The organism is Serpens gallinarum, from assembly GCF_014836765.1.
GTDB classification, from domain to species: domain Bacteria; phylum Pseudomonadota; class Gammaproteobacteria; order Pseudomonadales; family Pseudomonadaceae; genus Serpens; species Serpens gallinarum.
The window spans coordinates 46,932-65,373 of sequence record NZ_JACSQG010000008.1 but is presented as its reverse complement, the minus strand read 5'-3'; the positions used below and the strand labels follow the sequence as shown (position 1 = coordinate 65,373).

At 61.3% G+C, this 18,442-nt stretch carries 15 protein-coding genes, 1 tRNA gene and 1 pseudogene; 8 read left to right on the top strand and 9 right to left on the bottom strand.

The window, feature by feature from the left end:
* Window positions 1-55: 55 nt before the first annotated feature.
* From fliM to H9642_RS14120, 3 genes are all read right to left on the bottom strand, one after another.
* Window positions 56-1,024: a flagellar motor switch protein FliM gene (gene fliM, locus H9642_RS14130; protein WP_251837096.1), complete on the bottom strand. Its 969-nt coding sequence runs from the start codon at window positions 1,022-1,024 to the stop codon at window positions 56-58.
* A gap of 9 nt (window positions 1,025-1,033) precedes the next feature.
* Complete coding sequence (locus H9642_RS14125) at window positions 1,034-1,522, bottom strand: flagellar basal body-associated FliL family protein (RefSeq protein ID WP_251837095.1); 489 nt, start codon at window positions 1,520-1,522, stop codon at window positions 1,034-1,036.
* 287 nt (window positions 1,523-1,809) lie between these two features.
* Complete coding sequence (locus H9642_RS14120) at window positions 1,810-3,060, bottom strand: flagellar hook-length control protein FliK (protein WP_251837094.1); 1,251 nt, start codon at window positions 3,058-3,060, stop codon at window positions 1,810-1,812.
* A gap of 201 nt (window positions 3,061-3,261) precedes the next feature.
* Here H9642_RS14120 and H9642_RS14115 point away from each other — a divergent pair.
* Window positions 3,262-3,336: transfer RNA gene (locus H9642_RS14115), tRNA-Arg, on the top strand.
* Between the two features lie 210 nt (window positions 3,337-3,546).
* Here H9642_RS14115 and H9642_RS14110 read toward each other — a convergent pair.
* Genes H9642_RS14110 through H9642_RS14095 form a run of 4 tightly spaced genes read right to left on the bottom strand, consistent with a single transcriptional unit; the run spans window position 3,547 to window position 7,485 of the window.
* Window positions 3,547-4,290, bottom strand: a complete 744-nt coding sequence (locus H9642_RS14110; RefSeq protein WP_251837093.1) for a sulfite exporter TauE/SafE family protein — start codon at window positions 4,288-4,290, stop codon at window positions 3,547-3,549.
* Complete coding sequence (locus H9642_RS14105; RefSeq protein ID WP_251837092.1) at window positions 4,287-5,219, bottom strand: SDR family oxidoreductase; 933 nt, start codon at window positions 5,217-5,219, stop codon at window positions 4,287-4,289. Before H9642_RS14105 ends, H9642_RS14110 begins: the two co-directional genes overlap by 4 nt.
* Window positions 5,216-6,157: a bile acid:sodium symporter family protein gene (locus H9642_RS14100; protein WP_251837091.1), complete on the bottom strand. Its 942-nt coding sequence runs from the start codon at window positions 6,155-6,157 to the stop codon at window positions 5,216-5,218. The genes H9642_RS14105 and H9642_RS14100 overlap by 4 nt, the downstream gene beginning before the upstream one ends.
* A complete protein-coding gene (locus H9642_RS14095; RefSeq protein ID WP_251837090.1) occupies window positions 6,154-7,485 on the bottom strand; it encodes a flavin-containing monooxygenase in 1,332 nt (443 codons plus the stop codon). The genes H9642_RS14100 and H9642_RS14095 overlap by 4 nt, the downstream gene beginning before the upstream one ends.
* A gap of 100 nt (window positions 7,486-7,585) precedes the next feature.
* On the opposite strand from H9642_RS14095, the gene H9642_RS14090 reads away from it, so the two are divergent.
* The 4 genes and pseudogenes from H9642_RS14090 to ycaC all read left to right on the top strand — a co-directional run bounded on the left by H9642_RS14090 (window position 7,586) and on the right by ycaC (window position 12,376).
* Complete coding sequence (locus H9642_RS14090) at window positions 7,586-8,581, top strand: AraC family transcriptional regulator (protein ID WP_251837089.1); 996 nt, start codon at window positions 7,586-7,588, stop codon at window positions 8,579-8,581.
* A 378-nt stretch (window positions 8,582-8,959) separates the two neighbouring features.
* Window positions 8,960-11,251 carry a choline BCCT transporter BetT gene (gene betT / locus H9642_RS14085; RefSeq protein WP_251837088.1) on the top strand — a complete coding sequence of 764 codons (2,292 nt, stop codon included), beginning with the start codon at window positions 8,960-8,962 and terminating at the stop codon, window positions 11,249-11,251.
* A 114-nt stretch (window positions 11,252-11,365) separates the two neighbouring features.
* Window positions 11,366-11,545, top strand: a pseudogene (locus H9642_RS14080) (ankyrin repeat domain-containing protein); the annotation flags it as partial.
* Window positions 11,546-11,743: 198 nt separating this feature from the next.
* Window positions 11,744-12,376 (top strand): isochorismate family cysteine hydrolase YcaC, encoded by a 633-nt coding sequence (ycaC, locus tag H9642_RS14075; protein ID WP_251837087.1) that lies wholly within the window; start codon window positions 11,744-11,746, stop codon window positions 12,374-12,376.
* A gap of 161 nt (window positions 12,377-12,537) precedes the next feature.
* On the opposite strand, the gene H9642_RS14070 is transcribed toward ycaC, so the two are convergent.
* A complete protein-coding gene (locus tag H9642_RS14070; RefSeq protein WP_251837086.1) occupies window positions 12,538-13,863 on the bottom strand; it encodes an amidohydrolase in 1,326 nt (441 codons plus the stop codon).
* 371 nt (window positions 13,864-14,234) lie between these two features.
* Between H9642_RS14070 and H9642_RS14065 the strand changes: the two genes are divergently transcribed.
* Both H9642_RS14065 and H9642_RS14060 read left to right on the top strand, forming a co-directional pair.
* Window positions 14,235-14,978, top strand: a complete 744-nt coding sequence (locus H9642_RS14065) for a class I SAM-dependent DNA methyltransferase (RefSeq protein WP_251837085.1) — start codon at window positions 14,235-14,237, stop codon at window positions 14,976-14,978.
* 171 nt (window positions 14,979-15,149) lie between these two features.
* Window positions 15,150-16,403, top strand: coding sequence for an MFS transporter (locus H9642_RS14060; RefSeq protein WP_251837084.1), 1,254 nt, complete (start codon window positions 15,150-15,152; stop codon window positions 16,401-16,403).
* A 265-nt stretch (window positions 16,404-16,668) separates the two neighbouring features.
* Here H9642_RS14060 and H9642_RS14055 read toward each other — a convergent pair whose 3' ends face one another.
* Window positions 16,669-17,577 (bottom strand): LysR family transcriptional regulator, encoded by a 909-nt coding sequence (locus H9642_RS14055; protein ID WP_251837083.1) that lies wholly within the window; start codon window positions 17,575-17,577, stop codon window positions 16,669-16,671.
* Window positions 17,578-17,706: 129 nt separating this feature from the next.
* Between H9642_RS14055 and H9642_RS14050 the strand changes: the two genes are divergently transcribed.
* The gene (locus H9642_RS14050) at window positions 17,707-18,405 is read left to right on the top strand and encodes a CoA transferase subunit A (protein ID WP_251837082.1); all 699 of its coding nucleotides are present in this window, start codon (window positions 17,707-17,709) and stop codon (window positions 18,403-18,405) included.
* The last annotated feature ends 37 nt before the right edge of the window (window positions 18,406-18,442 follow it).

Here is an 18,442-nt window from a genome sequence, read left to right as displayed (position 1 = left end):
CGATGGGAAGGCGATTCAAATAGGGGTGCGCCGCGCAGTGGGGCGGCTGGGTCACTCAGCGTGAACGTTGCAGTGGTTCGATCACCTGCAGGGCGAGCTTGTCCTTGTGGGAGCCAAGCTTGACCTTGAAAGCCGGTACGCCATTAGCGCGCATCAGAATATGCTCCGGTGCTTCCACGGGTATCACATCGCCCGGCTGCATGTGCAGGATGTCGCGCACCTTGAGCTGGCGGTGCGCCACGGTGGCGGACAACGGCACGCTGACGTCGAGGATGTCCTCGCGCAGCGCCTTGGACCAGCGCTCGTCTTGATCGGCGACATCCGATTGGAAACCGGCGTCGAGCATTTCGCGGATCGGCTCGATCATCGAGTAGGGCATAGTCACGTGCAAGTCGCCGCCGCCGCCGTCCAGTTCGATGTGGAACGTGGATACCACCACCACTTCGCTGGGGCTGACGATGTTGGCGATGGCCGGGTTGACTTCCGAGTTGAGGTACTCGAAGTCCACCTCCAGCAGCGCCTGCCAGGCTTCCTTCAGGTCGATGAACGCCTGTTCCAGCACCATGCGCACGACACGCAGCTCGGTGGGGGTGAACTCGCGGCCCTCGATCTTGGCGTGACGTCCGTCGCCGCCGAAGAAGTTGTCCACCAGCTTGAATACCAGGCGCGAGTCGAGGATGAACAGCGCGATGCCGCGCAGGGGCTTCATCTTCACCAGATTGAGGCTGGTCGGGACGTACAACGAATGCACGTACTCGCCGAATTTCATCACCTGCACGCCGCCCACCGAAACGTCCGCAGAGCGACGCAGCAGGTTGAACATGCTGACCCGGGTGTAGCGGGCAAAGCGCTCGTTGACCATTTCCAGGGTCGGCATGCGTCCACGGACGATGCGGTCCTGGCTGGTCAGGTCGTAGCTTCTGACGCTCCCCTTGGTGGCCAGGTCTTCGGTATCGACGAGGCCATCGTCGACGCCATGTAACAGGGCGTCGATTTCATCTTGTGACAGCAGGTCAGTAGCCATCTAAACGTCCTACTGCAATACGAAATTAGTGAACAACACCTGCTCGATGACCGGCTTGCCAAGATGCTGGCGAGCCAAATCCTGGACGTGCAGAGTGGCCAGTTGGCGCAGGGTCTCTTTGCCGGAGGCCGTCAGCAAGGCATCGAAGTCTTGGGAAGAGAAGAGCATGACCAGTTGGTTGCGCAGCACCGGCAGATGCTCCTTGAGCGCGGCCATCCCGTCGCGGTCGCGGCCCATCAGCGCCACGCTGGCCTGCAGATAACGCTGGCGGCCCTGGCGATTGAAATTCGCCACGAAAGGATCCTTCAGCTCCTCGTAGATCGAGCCTTTGTCGATCAGGCGCGCCGCCTCTTCGGTTGGGCCGCCGATCTTGCTGGTCACCACATACCAGGTCACCCCAACCGAGACAGCCATTGCTAGCAGCAGCGCCAGCGCACCGAAAATAATCAGCGGCAGCTTGTTCGTTTGCGAGCCACGAGGTCCAGTTTTCTTAGTCATGCCAAATATCCGTCACCGACCGGTGCTCACACCATCCAAGCCAGCGAGGGAGCAAGTCTTATGCCAGTTTTTGATGTTGTTCACGATTTGTCGCGGTAGATACCGTGCCGTTGGGGGGTGGCGTCACTCGCCGCATGGGCAGGCTGGATCAGTCAGAGCTGAGCGAGTTGCCCGCCGGTTGCGTGTCCGGCGGGCTGCCCGGATGACTGGGTAGACCCGTTTCCACGCCCTGTCACCAGGCCGTTCGCAAGGCAGCTTTCGCTAAACGAATGACCTTCGATGGAGCCTTAGGCGTAGAAATCAATCAGCCCGCGTCCCGAGTCCAGTGCGGTGGTGGCGACCGTCAGGTCATCCACGTCCGCATGTTCTTCACCTCCTGCGGCAATGCCTCGGCTGCCACTGCGCTCGTCGGTTTGCCGATCATCGCGGGCCAGGGATTGGTCGGAGACGTTGACATCCACCAGGTTCATGCCCTGCTGGTTGAACATGTCACGCAGGCGCTGCAATTGGCCTTCCAGCGCGTCACGCACGCCGGCATGTGGGCTGGCGAAGCTCACCTGGGTCTGTTCCTGATTAAGGCTGATGCGCACCTCCAGACGGCCCAGTTCGGCGGGGTCGAGCTGGATTTCGGCAGACTTGAGGTTCTGGCTGGACAGCCACATCACCCGCTCCACCACCGCCTCACTCCAGCCGTTCTGGCTCATCGACAGCGGCTGCTGTGGCACGGTGGCGGCCTCACGGGCTGCTGCGGTGTTCGCCTGGCTAACCGCCTGTGTCAAAGGGTTGACACTGCCGGGAGGCGTTTCAGTGCGCAGCTCACTGGCTGCGGCAGACGCGGCACGGCCGGCGGTGCTGGCGTCCAGCTCCCGCGTGAACGGCTCAAGGCGCAGCTCGCTGTCCGCAACTTCCGTAGAGTCTTCGGCCAGTGCCGGTTCGGCAGACGCGAGGCGGGTGGTCGCGGCGCGTTGTTCAGCCACAGCGGCTTGTGCAGCGCTAGCGCGACCATTGGCGGACGGTTGGGCCGGTAGAGCCGCGGCTTGCACCGCCGGGGTCAGAACAGCGGCCACGGCAACCGGTTCGTCAGGCTGCAGTTCGGCAGCCGCTTGTTCAGCGACGGCAAGCGCTTCGGCTTGAGCTTCAGCCAGAAGGTTGTCGTGGGCCGTCTGGGCTGCCTTGTCCGGGGCCTGTTCGGCGAGTGTGGCATCGACCGGCACGCCGGGGTCGCGCTCGAACAGCATCAGCGATTCCAGCTGCACATCCTCAGGTGGCAGCTCGGTCGGCAACTCCTTGCCGGTATCGGCAAGCAACTGCTGCTCGCGGACGGCTTTGTCCGTAGCGTCCTGAGCCGTTTCGGCTGTTTCGGCCGGTTTGGCTGCGGCAGGGGCCGGGGTGGTATCGCGCTCGCGGGCATACAGCTCGGCAAAGCTGCCGCTCTCGGCCTTATCGGCTCCGGCGCCGGTATCCGGCGACTTGCCCGCACCCGTCGCAACGCGCGCCGACGGGCTGCCTTGCAGAAAAAGATCGGCGCCAAGGGCCATGGTGCACTCCACAAATAATTCAAACTTGCAGGGGGAGTAGCAAGGGGTGGGCCAACTTGGGAAAGCCCGGGTCGGGCTTGGTGAGAACATCCTGCGTCGCTGTGCAAAAGGACGGTGTTTCCTCGCAGGTTCGACATGACAAATCCAGCGTCGCTCGTTAACATGCCGAGCCCGCCGCCGCACAGCCGGCGCAACGCGTCTGTCCCCTTAGTTCAACGGATAGAATAAGCCCCTCCTAAGGGCTAGATGCTGGTTCGATTCCAGCAGGGGACGCCATCAGCTCTTCCGCTGACTTTCGCCGATTTCCGCTCAACCGCTCTGAATCGCTGCTTTCAAGCAAAAAAGCGATTTTTGGAGTTTCGGAATTCCAGTCGCTTCCAGACATTTCAGGGGTGCGCTCAGGGTATTTCGCTCGGTTCGACAAATGAGGTCGTACCCCCCATGGCACGGAAAGTCGCCCCCTGTCCGATGTGCAATGCCGCACAGTTACATCCTCAGACTGTCTGGAACACCAACAACAGGCCCGTTTGCGGTCAGCAAGGTGTAGACCATCTGCCGAAAGCGCTGCTCATTGATCCGCTGATGCAAATAGTCGCCGGCCATTACGCCGGCCAGCAGCAGCGGCGTGAACGACAACAAGCGTGGCAGTTCTGCAATCAACCGGCCTTCGAGCAGCAGCAGTAGGCTGAGGCTGGTGTTGAGCGAGAACCAGACGCACAGTAGGGTGGCCCGTAATTGACGCTTATCCAGCGAGGTGCCGGCCATGGCATAGACCAGCAGTGGGCCGCCGGAGGCGAACAGGCCGTGGGTGACACCGGCGCCCAGGGTCAGCAGGCGGTTCAGCCAGTTGGGATGTGGCGGTACGGTGGTGCCGCGCTGGATGCGCCACAGTTCCCGGGCGGCGAACCAGATGATCATCAAGCCGAGCAGCAGTTTCAGCAGGTCAGCGGCGAGCCAGTTATGCAGCATGAAACCGATCAGGGTGCCGCCGAGCATCAGCGGCAGGATGACCCTGAGTAACAGCGCTCGGTCGATGTGCTGGCGGTTGCGCCAGGCCAGAAACCCGCTCATCAGCACATTAAGCGGTACGAGTACCGGGAGCAGTTCTGGCAGTGGCAATAACAGCGCGCCCAGCGACAGGGCGATGACCAGGCTGCCGAACCCGGTGATGGCTTCGATGGTGTAGGCAATGAGCACGAACAGGGCAACCCACAGCCAGGGGTCGATCATGACTTGCGTGCTCCGCTGCGCTGCGCGTAATACTCGAACGTTTCCGCCGAGGTCTTGCGCAGCGGGTAGCCGAACTCTTCCTTCAGCCGTCGGTTGCTCAATACCGGCCTGTATTGCAGAAATTTCACCTGCGCCGGGCTGGTGGGTTTGCCGCGCCATTGAGCCAGTTGCAGGGCGATCTTCACCAGCCAGACCGGGAGCGTCCGTAGCGGTTTGTTCAACCGGGCGGCGATTTCCCGCATGCTCAGGGCGCCGTCGCCGGCCATGTTGTAGGTGCCGGTCTTGCCTTGGCGCAACCCCATTTCCATGGCGCCGATCACATCCTGATCCCAGACGAACACGAAGGGCGAATCGCTGCCCTTGAGCGAGAGGATGCGCGGCGCCATGAACAGGTCGGTGATCTGGTTGCGGGTGTCGGCGCCGAGAACAGTGCCGGGGCGGAAGATCAACTGCTGCAGCTCGGGATGATGGTGGCGGTACTCGGCAAGCATTTCCTCGACCAGCCGCTTGTGATCCGAATAGGCGAACTCGGGGTTGCCTCGCAGGGCGTGCGTTTCATCAATCCACGCCGGATTGTCCGGATGATAGCCATAGGCGGCGCCGGAACTGGTAATGGTCAGGTGCTGGACGCCGGCCTTGAGGCAGCTTTCAAGGACGTTGCGGGTACCGTTGACGTCGATGTCGTAGTCGCGGCGGCGATCCTTCGAGGCCTGCAGCACGGAGGCCAGATGCACCACATGGGTGATCTGCTCGCGGTGCAGCAGCTCAGCCAGCTCGGGGGCACGGATATCCAGTATATGGATTGGAAAAGTGACATCGTCGCGGCTGCGCAGGTCGGTACCCATGACCTGCAGGTCACCCGCCAGGCGGTTGCCGAGCTGATGGCCGATATAGCCAGCGGCGCCGGTAATGAGGATGCGCGGGGTCATGTGTATTGCTCTGTGGCGATGGGCTGTTGAACGGCAGGGTCGTCTGCCGGCAGTGGGCGGCGGGCCCAGAACTGCGACAGGGTCAGCCCGCTGACCAGGTGCCAGACACCCCAGAAGGCAGTGATCAGCAACATGCCGCCGGCGTCGGGGAAGAAGGTGAAGAGAATCACCAGCCCCAGGCCGGAGTTTTGAATGCCGACTTCCAGGGTGACGGCGCGGCGGTCGCTGTGCGGCAAGCGGCACAGACGGGCCATGCCATAGCCGAGCAGCAGCGCCAGCAGGTTATGGCACACCACCAGCCAGAAGAAGCTGTGGAAGCGCTCGATAAACAACCCGAAGTTCTTGCTGAAGGCGATGGCGACAAAGCTGAGGAAGACCAGCAACGAGATGATGCGCAGGGGTTTTTCGCTGCGCGCGACAAAGCCGGGCAGCCGTCGCCCGGTGACCATGCCCAGCACCATAGGCAACGCCAGTATCAGCAGTACCAGCGTCAACATGCTGGCAGGCTCCAGGCTGATCTGGGTCAGATAGTTTCGCGTATGCGGATTGAGCCAGCCGTAGAGCGCGAAGTTCAGGGGCGTCAGTACGGTGGCGGCGAGACTGGAGACCGCCGTCATGCTGATGGATACCGCCACGTTGCCGCGCGCCAGCCAGGTCATGACATTGGAGAAGCTGCCGCCGGGACAGGCTGAAACCAGGATCATGCCCAATGCCAGTTCGGGGTCGATGTTCAACGCCCAGGTAAACAGGCAAGTGGCGGCCGGTAGCAGAACAAACTGCGCGACCATTCCGGCCAGCGGTGCGATGGGCGCCAGGGCGATGCGCCTGAAATCCTCCAGCCGCAGGGAGAGCGACACGCCGAACATCATGCAGGCCATGATGATGTTCAGCAGGATCAGGCTGGCTGCATCAAATTGCAGTGCTGGGGCGCCCGTCATGGGGTCACCGCCAAGGGCTGCTGCTGTGCAGTCGGCAGGTCGCGTTCCAGCTCGTCACTATGCTGCTTCAAGGCAGCCAGGTAGGCGTTCTTGTTCACGTAGTAGGCCATGCGGGCCAGTTTGATGTACCGGTAGCCGCCGTCCAGGGTAGCGCCAGCCCGTTCGCTCCGGATTCGGTTGAAGGCGGCGGCCGCAGCAGCGCCCACCTGCTGCTGACGGATATACAGCGCAACCAGTCGGGCCTGCTGATTGCGTCCCTCCCAGCCCAGGCCGGTGGCTTCGATCATGCCCATCATGAACAGGTTGTCGTACTGAGGGTGGAACACATTCATGTACAACTGCGGCGCGTCCAGCTCTGCTGGCCAGTTGAGATGTTCACGGGAAATGAAGGGGTAGTGCAGCTGGTATCCCGTGGCCAGCAGGATAAGGTCGTATTCCGCGGCTTCGCCATCGCTGAACTGCACGGTCTTGCCGTCGATGGCGGCGATGTCGCGGCGCGGCGTGATGTCGCCGTGGCCCAGGTGATGCAGGATCAATGAGTTGACCACCGGGTGCGACTCGTACAGGCGGTAATCCGGGTCCGGCAGGCCGTAATCGGAAGGTTTGCCGATGATCATGCGGATCATGGCGGCGTCAATGCGCTGCTTGAGCGGCCTGGGTAACGGGCGCTTACCCCCCAGGGTATCGATCGGCCGGCCATTTATAAATTTGGGCAAAAAGTAATAGCCCCGACGCAGGCTGATATCCACGCTGGCGGCGTGGTGCACGGCATCGACGGCGATGTCAGCCCCGGAGTTGCCGCAGCCGACCAAAAGCACGCGCTTACCTTTGAAGATCTCCGGGTTGCGATACTGCGCTGAGTGCATCAATTCGCCATCGAACAGGCCGGGCAGGACAGGCACGTTTGGCGTGTGCAGGGTGCCGTTCGCGATCAGCACGCCGTCAAAACGGCGCTGCTGGCGCTGCCCGGCGCGCTCGCTGACCACCGTCCAGCCGTCGCCATCGGGGCTCAGTTCAACGACCTGGGTATTGAACTCGTAATGGGGCCTGAGCTGGAAATGCTCCGCGTAATCACGGAAGTACTGGCGCATCTCTGTGTGGTGCGGATAGGGCGCAACGGCATCGCCCATCGGAAACTCGGCAAACTCGGTCATGCGCTTGGAGGAGATCAGGTGCGCGCTGTCATACATCGTGCTGTGCGGATTGTCGATGTCCCACAGTCCACCGACGTCGCTGTGCAGTTCGAAGCCGATGAAAGGGATGCCCAATTTCTGCAGGTTGCGTGCGCTGGCCAGACCCATGGGGCCGGCACCGATGATGGCGTACATAGAGGCGTGTCTCGTTATCTTGTTGTTATGATCGCGAGTCTATGGCAAACGGCGATACGCGTATCGCACCAAACGGGACACGGAACCGGCAATTCAGGCCATGCACGAGCGTAGTGAGCTGAGCGTTACCCCGCGTTACAGCCAGGCCATCCTGCAGATGGCTGAACGCCTGAACATCGTCTTGCCGGCCCACTTTGGGGGCAGGCTAAAGAATCTGCAGCGCGTGCCCATTGGTTGGCAGGATGAGCTGTGGGACGCCTTCTGCGAGGCCAGCGATGACCCCCTGATTGGCCTGCGGCTGGGGCTGGAGATTCAGGTGGGGCATCTCGACAGCCTGGGGATGCTGCTGGTGACCTGTGACACCCTGGGCGACGCGCTCAATGAACTGGTCGAATACGCCCCGGTGATCAGTGATGGCGGGGAGTTCCAGGTGCAGCACGAAGCAGGTCTGGTGCTGATTGATTACCACCCCAACTTTCAGGTGCGCCAGGCCGAGCGGGTCGAGGCGGCGTTGGGTAGCATCGTCAACCTGACACGCTGGGCGACCGGCGGGCGTTTCAGGCCTTCAGCTATCTGGCTGTCCCATCCGCCGCTGGATGATCCGTCGCGCTACGAGGCGCTTGTGGGCTGTCCCGTGCATTTCTCCGCCGATGGCTGCCGGCTTAGTTTTTCCGCGGATCAACTGACGCTGTCGCAGATTCAGGCCAACAGCGCGTTGCGCGACCATCTGCGCCAACTGGCTGATCAGGTGCTTGCCGAGGTGGGGCGTTTGAGTCTCGTTGGGGAAGTGGAGCGGCTGGTTAGAGCGTATCCGCGAAGGGGGAAGGAGAATATCGCTGCCCAGCTGCAGATCAGCGGCCGACACATGCACCGTCGCTTGGCAGAAGAGGGGCTGTCCTTCAAGAGCTTGCGCGACAGCGTGCTGCAATCAATGGCCTGCCACATGCTGAACAGCGATCAACGTCTCGCGCAGATCGCTGAGCAATTGGGCTTCTCCGATGAGAATGCTTTCACCCGCGCTTTCCGCCGCTGGCAGGGCGTGACTCCGGCACGCTATCGTGATCGGCAAAGGGCTCATCTGCTGCGCGGTGAGTAAGCGCAGCCAGATTAAGCGTTCCTCACGAACTCCGCTTCGATTTACCGCCACCAAGTGCGGATCATCCGGCATCACCGCCGGGCAAATCGCGCGACCCGCTCGTCGCTGCGGTTGATCAAAGCGCTCCTCGCTCAGGCACCGGTCGTCTGCTGCCCGCGAGTACAGCCCTGATTAGCGCAACAACGCCCACCGTCCCCGGCGATGGCTGCGGCCTTCGTGCGCGCCCCGCGATCTCGACAGACCGGCATGGCAATACAGTCGAGAAACAGACTCCCGCATCGCAAAACCCTGCTATTCCTGCACAGGTGGTTGCCGAGTTTCTTCATCGCGTTATCAGCCTCTTGATGAGGCAGTGCGCACCGAGGCAGGAGTTGACCCATGCCGATCGATCCTCCCGACGACGAACGCCCCGAACCCACTCCGCCGAGCCAGCAGGCTCCGAGCGCGCAAGCCGCAAAGCCGCATCCGCCGCTTGAGCGCAGCAAATTCGGCGGTACGCCACGTCGGCACGAGCGACCGGACGAGGACGACACACCGGTCTCACGCAGTGACCTCAGCAAGGGCCCCCAGGAACTGCTTGAGCACCGCACCTCGCGCACCAATTGGCAGGTTCTGCTGATCTCGTCGGTGGTGATTCTGGCCTTCTCGATCTGGGCCATCCTCATGCCTGATGACGCGCGCACGACGATGAAGGCGACCGTCGACTGGATCGCGACGACCCTGGGTTGGTACTACGTGGTGACGATGACACTGGTTATCGGTTTCGTGCTGTGGGTCGCGCTTTCCAAGGAAGGCAACGTGCGGCTCGGTCCGGACCACTCGCGCCCGCAATACCAGCTCACCACCTGGGTCGCGATGCTGTTTGCCGCGGGTGTGGGAATCGACATGCTGTTCTACTCGGTCACCGGCCCTGTCGTGCAGTACCTTTACCCACCCGCCGGCGAGGGCAGCACAGCCGCTGCGATGCAGGATGCGGTGGTTTGGACGATGTTTCACTACGGCATCGCGGGGTGGTCGATGTATGCTCTGCTCGGCATGGCGATGGGCTACTTCGCTTACCGCTGGGGCATGCCGCTGTCGATCCGCGCGGCGCTCTACCCGCTGCTCGGCAAGCGCGTGCGCGGCCCCTTGGGCGATGGCATCAACATTATCGCGCTGGTGGGTACCGTGTTCGGCGTCGCCACCTCGATGGGTATTGGTGTTGTCTTGCTGAGCGTGGGCTTTTCCGTGCTCTTCGGCCTGCAACATGGCCTTGCGTTGCAGATTGCACTGGTCATTGGTGCGGTGGTTTTGACCATTGCGGCCACCACGTCGGGTGTCGACCGTGGCATTCGCTGGATCTCCGAGCTGAACCTGTGGAGCGCCGTGGCGATGATGGTCTACATCCTCTTCACCGGGCAGACGGCGTTCCTGCTGAATGCGCTCACCGAGAACATTGGTCGCTTTCTGCTGACGTTCCCCGCCCGCACGTTGCAGACCTTCGCCTACGAGCCAGGCGGCGCCCAGTGGATGGGCGGCTGGACGCTGTTCTTCTGGGCCTTCTGGCTTGCGTGGGGGCCGTTCGTGGGGGTTTTCCTGGCGCGTATTTCACGCGGGCGCACGCTGCGCGAGTTTGTGATTGCGGCAATCACCGCCCCGGTGCTGTGCGACTTCATTATCGTTTCACTGTTCGGCAATTCGGCCTTGTTCCAAGTGCTGCAGGGCAACATGACGTTCGCCGAGCTGGCGGTCGAGAGCCCGGAGCGCGGCTGGTACGCGCTACTGGGGATGTTCCCGGGGGCGATGTTCCTGATCGGACTGGCGACGCTCTCGGGGCTGCTGTTCTACCTCACTAGCGCCAATTCGGGGGCCATGGTGATGTCGAACTTCTCGGCCTCGATCCCGGATCCGTCCCACGACGGGCCGAAGTGGCTGCGCATCTTCTGGGCCGTGCTCACCGCGGTGCTTACCGTAGCGATGCTGCTCGCCGGTGGTGTGACGACGATGGAGTACGCGACGCTGATCTTCGCGTTGCCGGTGACCATCATTGCCTACCTGGTGATGGCCTCTTTCTACAAGGTGCTGCGCATGGAACGGGCCGAGCGCGAGGGGCAAGTGCTGCGCCGGCCGACCATGGCCCCGATTGGCGGCCATGTTCCAGAACGGTCGTGGAAGCAGCGACTCGAACAACTGCGAGCGTTCCCGTCGCTGCGGCAGGTTACCCAATTCCTAAACCGCACGGTGCGACCGGCGCTGGACGACGTTGCCGCCGAGTTCCGCAACCAGGGTTACGATGTGGTGCGAGACACCATGACCAACGCGAACGGCATTGAAGAGCCGCTGCTGCGGGTGTCCATGGATACCTTTCGCGACTTCCACTACCAGGTCGCCATTGTCGAGGCGCCGGTGCCGATGTTCAGCGGCCGGATGTCCCGTGAGACCGATGTCTACTACCGGCTCGAGGTGTTCACCCAGACCGGCTCGGGCGGCTATGACCTGATGGGCCTCACCAAGCAACAGGTGATTGATGACGTGCTCGAGCGGTACGAGGCGCATCTCGCGTTTCTCACGTTCTCCTCGGAGACCGCGACCCCCTCGGTACTTACACCATCGATTCTGCCCAAGGACCAGCAGTCCGCGGTGCCAAAGGATGCCGGGGACATTCATGACCTTGGCGACAAGAAGGAGTGACGGGCTTTGCAGCAGAGCCCGACTGAATTCACGAAGAACTGAGAAAGAGGCGCGCAATCCGCAATACACCGTCTGGCAAAGGCTGCGGTCCGCCTGCTGGTGAGCGAGTGCAGCCCGAACCAGCGCAACAATGCCGACCAGACGCCAGCCATGTACGCGGCGCTGTTTTAGCGCACGGAAATTCTCGACGCGCTGCGTGAAAAGGGCGCTGACCTCACTGCACAGGATGGCATGGGCAACACCGTCGAAAACCTGTTGCAGGGTGAATTCAAGCAAGGCCCGATTAGCCTCTGAGGCATGAGGGTTCGGCTCTCATGGCCGGTTTTTCGCGTAGAAGCCTCAAGTCTTTGTGTTTTGTCATGCCTTCGGTCCTTCAGTCTGAAGGACGCTGAACTCTGTGCCTGGATATGGGCTTCAATCAATCTGCCATGGCAGGCCGAAGCCCACCGCGGCTTTTAATGGCTAGCCTCCACCCATGCCCAGGAGATGATCATGACGATTCCCTACAAACGCCTCGACAAAAATCAGGCCGCCGTGCTGCTGGTCGACCATCAGGCCGGTCTTCTGTCGCTGGTGCGCGATATCGAGCCAGACAGGTTCAAGAACAACGTGCTGGCCCTGGGCGATCTGGCCAAATACTTCAACCTGCCCACCATTCTCACCACCAGTTTCGAGAACGGCCCCAACGGCCCGTTGGTACCCGAGCTCAAGGCGCAGTTCCCCGAGGCGCCCTATATTGCCCGCCCTGGCCAGATCAACGCCTGGGACAACGAGGAATTCGTTGCGGCGGTGAAGGCGACCGGCAAAAGGCAGCTGATCATTGCCGGCGTGGTCACCGAGGTGTGCGTGGCGTTCCCGGCCCTGTCGGCCATTGAGGAAGGTTTTGAGGTGTTCGTCGTCACCGATGCCTCCGGCACCTTCAACGAACTTACTCGCCATTCGGCGTGGAACCGCATGTCCGTTGCTGGCGCGCAGCTGATGACCTGGTTCGGATTGGCCTGTGAGCTGCATCGCGACTGGCGCAACGATGTTGAGGGCCTGGCCACGTTGTTTTCCAATCACATTCCGGATTATCGGAACTTGATGACGAGTTATGGAGCCTTGACTGCGGGCAGTGCTACCTAAAGGAAGTAGGCTGATTAAGCCGCTGGTGGGCATGCTCGCTCAGTCCAGTAGGGTGGACAACGCTTCACCTGTCCACCGCAGCGGCGTTGTGGTGGATGTAAAAAGCGACATCCCCCTACAGGCGTATCGAGCGATGCGGCACCGTCGCGTAGAAGCTGCTATCAGTCTTCGTTCGAAAGGTAATCCACCACCAGCGTGGCCATGGCTCGGGTCCCCACCACCAGTGCCTTTTCATCCACGAAAAATTCGGGGTTGTGGTTGGGCGCGGCAGTGGCCGGGTCCTGGCCATCCGGGGTAATACCGAGAAACATGTACAGGCCGGGCACCTCCTGGGCGAAGAAGGAGAAGTCTTCGGCAGCGCCCGGTAGGTCGGCGGTGGCCACTTTGCCATCGGCGACGCGTTCCAGCACCGGGGCCATCCGTTCGGTCAGCGTGGCATCATTGATGGTGGTGCTGTACATGGGCTCCACCGAAACGTCTGCCGTTGCGCCGGCGCTTTCGGCGATTTTCTCTGTGCTGAGTTTTATATCCTGGCCGACCTGAGCGCGGACACCCTCGTCATAGGTGCGGATGGTGCCGGTCATTTCCACCGTTTCCGGAACGATATTCGGCCCGCTGCCGCCGTGGATCGTGCCGATGGTGATGACCACGGCGGATCGAGTCAGGTTGGCCCTGCGGCTGACGACGGTTTGTATTCCGTTGATGATCTGCGCCGAGGTGACGATGGGGTCAATGGTATTCCAAGGCATGCCGCCATGGCCCTGGCTGCCGGTAACGCCGATGTTGAGCATGTCACTGGCAGCGGTGGTTGCCCCGCTGCGCCAACTGATCTGTCCCGACGGTCCTGGCATCACGTGCACAGCGAAAATCGCATCGGGCTTGAGCGACTTGAACAGGCCCTCTTCCAGCATCTTTTTGGCCCCCCAGCTGGCATCCGGCCCCGGCAGAACCAGGCTGGAGCCTTCCTCGGCGGGCTGGAAGATGAACATGACCGTGCCTTCGAGTTGATCCTTCATGCCGCTGAGCACTTCGGCAGTCGCCATCAGCATGGCTGTGTGCGCATCGTGACCGCAGGCATGCATCACATCCACCTCGGTGCCGTGGTAGTCGCCTCGAGCCTTGGAGGCGAAGGGCAAGCCTGATGGCTCCTTAACGGGCAGGGCATCCATGTCGGCGCGCAGCGCTACCGTGCGCCCGGGTTTGCCTCCTTTGAGAATGCCGACGACCCCGGTGCGGGCAATGTTGCTTCTAACTTCCATGCCCAGGCGGGTGAGATGGTCGGCGACCAGTTTGGCAGTGCGGGTTTCCTGTTCGCCCAGTTCCGGGTGCTGGTGAATGTCCCGGCGCCACTCAATCAGTTGCGACTCAATCGCGGCGGCATCCTTACGCACTTGCTGCTCCAGTGCGGAGTCGGCATTCGCGCCGAGGCTGAGCAGCAGACCGGCCGCCAGCAGGGCCGAATGAAAGGGGTTGGGCTGTAAAGTCATGGGGGTGCCTATGCAGGTCATGGGTGAAAGGGTATTGCTTCACTCCCCGCAGCAGATGACTGCTCACTGCCACGCATCAATCCCGACTCACTGTCACGTCCAACTCCATGCGGCTCTTCACCCGGATGCTTCAGGACAGAGGCAAACAGGTCCGAACCCTTCACACTGGACATTGGTCGCGATTTGAAGTTTCTGCCCTTCGTTTGCCGGATGCCCAGCGGTTCCAGTAGATTGGCGCGCTTTTGGCTCGGCACGCTTCGTACCTGGCCCGAGGCGCCTTTGCCCGTGTCATTCCGGAGGTTGTGGGGCGGTAGCCTGAGAAGGCTTGTCTGACCCCGGCTACGAATATGCTCGTTAATTATTAGGTGGCTATGTCATTCAACGCTTTATATACCGATCTATCGGGCTATTACGATTTGATGTGTGAGGGCATCAATTACCACGCGCAAAGTAACAGTGCACACAGGCTGCATCAGATATTCGGTAATGCAGGGACGCGCCATCTCGACCTGGCATGCGGTACCGGGCCTCATATTCGGCACTTTATCGACAGTGGCTACAGCAGCAGTGGGCTGGATATCAATCAGCCCATGCTGGATCTTGCCAAGCTTCGCTGTCCGGAAGCACATTTCACGCTGCAGGATATGTGCGACTTCGGCGTTGATGAGCCCTTCGATCTGATCACCTGCTTTTTGTATTCCATTCATTACAACAGTGGAATTCCCAAGCTCAAGGAATGCATTGCCAGTGTTCATGGCGCGCTCAGCGAAAGCGGGGTCTTCTGCTTCAACTCGGTTGACAAGACCAAGATCGATAACGGCACCAGGGCAAGGCATGCCGTCGAGCACCAGGGGAGTCGCTTTGTTTTCAGCTCTGGCTGGAATTACCGCGGCTCTGGTGAAAAACAGTCATTGCAGCTCAGTATTGAAAAGACCACCGGCGAGGTGACGCAGGCATGGCAGGACGAACATCCCATGGTGGCGTTGAGTTTTGCTGAACTCCACGAGCTGTTGCGGCCTTATTTTGATGTTCATGTGTTCGAGCATGACTATGAAAAGATAACGCCTTGGGGGCAGGCTTCGGGAAATGCATTATTTGTCTGTGTAAAAAAGTAATCCGGGGCAGGTTGGCGGGCAGGGCCACAGCTACACTGCCGGGCAAGCCGGCGCTGTAAAGTTCTGCAGCCTCCGTTGCCTGTTGCCAGGCCACTCCAGTAAATTGGCCCGCTTTCGGCCCGGCACGGTTCGCACCTGAATGCCGAGGCGCATTGTTCTTGGATGTTTGCCGTGTCTACTCCCGACGTTTCTGCTTTACCTGCTTCCGTCTACCGCCAACCCGGTTTCCTGCCCTTTCTGATCAGTCGTGTGCTGGCCATGTTCGCCGTGCAGATTCTTGCCGTGGTGGTGGCTTGGCAGGTGTACGACATGACCCGCGATCCGCTGTCGCTGGCCTATGTCGGTCTGGCGCAGTTCATTCCCATGTTGCTGCTGCTGATGCCGGCGGGCGATTTGATCGACCGCTACGACCGCAAGCGCATCCTGAGCCTCAGCTGGGGGCTGGAAGCTGTGTGTGCGGCGGCATTGTTGTGGCTGTCGCTGAGTGGCGGGGCGGTTACCGGCATTTATATCGTGCTGGTGTTCTACGGCTGCGCCCGCGCGTTTACCGGGCCGGCGCTGTCCAGTTTGCTGCCGCAGATCGTACCGCGGGATAAATTGGCCGCAGCGATTGCCGCCAACAGCATGATCGTGCGCGGCTCGACCATTGCCGGGCCGGTGTTCGGTGGTGGCCTTTATGCGCTGGGCGGAGGCGGGCTGACCTATGCGGCCTGTCTGTTGTTCTTCCTGGCCGGCATCCTGCTGCTGCGCTGGGTGCCGGTGCTGTATGCGGAGAAAATGCAGGCGCTGGAGGCGACGGCCTGGCAGCGGTTCACCGCCGGGATTCGTTTTATCCGCTCGCGGCCGATCATCCTCGGCACCATTTCGCTGGATCTGTTCGCTGTGCTGCTCGGCGGGGTGGTGGCGTTGCTACCGATCTACGCACAGGAAGTGCTGAACGTCGGCCCGGCTGGCCTCGGCGCGCTGCGTAGCGCCATGGCTCTTGGTGAGGTGATGGTGGGTTTTTACCTGAGCACCCGGCCATTCAATCGCCATGTCGGCATGACCATGTTCATCGCCGTGGCGATCTTTGGCGTGGCGAACCTGGTGTTTGCGCTGTCCAGCCTGTTCTGGCTGTCCTTTGCGGCGCTGTTCGTGGCCGGTGGAGCGGACATGGTGAGCATGTACATCCGCTCGTCGCTGATCCAGTTCTCCACTCCGGACGCCATGCGCGGGCGGGTCAACGCGGTGAACATGCTGTTCATCGGCTCGTCCAACGAACTGGGCGAATTCCGCGCCGGTTCCAGCGCCGCCTGGTTCGGCACGGTGCCGGCGGCCGTGATCGGTGGGTTGTGCACGCTGGGCGTCACGGGCGGCTGGATGTTGGCGTTCAAAAGCTTGCGCCGGGTGGATCGTTTTGAAGATGCGGCGCCGGCGAAGCTCTGATCGAGCAGGTGGGCGAAAGCTTTTTCTGCATAAACAAAGAGTTTGCATGCTGGGCACCATGCGCACCCTGCTGTGACCTCAGCGCTAGGATGGGTTGAGGACGGGGCAGGGGAACTCAGGATTACCGGTGGCATCGCGCCCGATACCCATCACTGCCAGGGTGCCGCGAAGGGTATCGTTGCGCTCTACGCCATCCTACTCAGCCGCTTGGCGGACAACGCACAACGGTTGTTCGCCCTACAGCTGGGCGCCGTTCAGCCCGTGTCTAGTCCCCAAGCAACTGCAAACTCGGCCAATCGGTCATGTTCACCAATACATCGCACAGCCCCTGGGCGGCGCTGGAGAGGCTGTGATCGGCCAGGCGCAGCAAGCCGATGCGGCGTTCAACCTGCGGCTTGTGCAAGGGCACGCAGCGGGCGCCGAGTTCCTGCATCTGGCGGATGCAGAGTGACGGCACGGCGCTGACGCCCAGACCGTTGGCCACCAGGCGCCCGACCGTAGCCAACTGATGGCTTTCAAACCCCACCACCAGCTTGCGCCGCCGTGCCTCCAGGCTGTCCTCCAGCAGCACACGTACCGCAGAGGGACGTTGCAGGGTAATGAAGGTTTCTTCGAGCAACTCGTTCCAGTCGAGCCGATCGCGCTGGGCCAAGGGCGAGTCGGCAGGTACCACGGCGACGAAACGGTCGGTGTAAAACGAGGTGAACTCCAGCCCGTCCAGGGCCTCCGGCTCGAAGGCAATGCCCAGTTCCACCTGCTGGCTGCGCACCATCTCCACGACGCGCTCGTTGATCAGGTCGTGCACCGCCACGTTGATTTTCGGGTAGCGGCTGCGAAACACCTTGAGCGCTTCAGGCAGCAGATTGCCGGCGAATGAGGGCATGGCGGCAATCGCCACGGTGCCGCGCTGCAGCGTGAAGTGCTGGCGCAGCAGGTCTTCGGCATTGTCCCAATCGGTCAGCAGGCGCCGGGCAATGGGCAGCAGGACTTCGCCTTCAGGCGTCAGGCGCACGCTGCGGGTGCTGCGGATCAGCAAGCGCCCTCCCATTGAATCTTCGAGGCTCTTGATCGCCAGGCTCAACGCCGGCTGCGACAGGTGCAGGCGTTCGCAGGCTTGGGCAAAACTCAGGGTGTGGGCCACGGCGAGAAAGGCGCGCAGTTGCTTGACGGTCATTCATTTGCCTTTCAAATCAATGGATCAGAAAAACAAACTTAACAAATGAATGCTTGCGGGTGAAGCTGGCTGCATCTTCCGGCGGCAACTGCCGGTTACCCAAATAAAACAATAAAGAGGTACAACACCATGGCGGGACTTGATAAACGCGTCAGCACCTACGAAGAGGCTCTGGCAGGGCTCACGGACGGCATGACGGTACTGGCCGGTGGCTTTGGCCTGTGTGGCATTCCTGAAAACCTGATTGCTGAAATCCGCCGTCGCGGCGTCAAGGGCCTGACTATGGTTTCCAACAACTGCGGGGTCGACGGTTTCGGTCTCGGCGTGCTGTTGGAAGACCGCCAGATCCGCAAGATGATCGCCTCTTATGTGGGCGAAAACGCGTTGTTCGAGAAGCAGCTGCTCAGCGGTGAGTTGGAAGTCGAACTCACTCCCCAAGGCACTCTGGCGGAAAAGTTGCGCGCCGGCGGTGCGGGTATTCCGGCGTTCTACACCGCCACCGGTTACGGCACGCCGGTCGCCGAAGGCAAGGAAGTCCGTGAAATCGACGGTCGTCATTACATCCTTGAACACGCCATTCGCGGCGATTTCGCCATCGTCAAAGGCTGGAAGGCCGACCATTTTGGCAACGTGATGTATCGCCATACCGCACAGAACTTCAACCCGTTGGCCGCTACCGCCGGCAAGATCACCGTGGTCGAGGTTGAGGAAATCGTCGAGCCCGGCGAGCTGGAGCCCAGCCAGATCCACACCCCGGGCATCTATGTCGATCGCGTCATTCTCGGCACCTTCGAGAAACGCATCGAACAGCGCACGCTGCGCAGCTAAGCGCAGTTTCCCGATCTGGCTGGCAACTACCTAACAA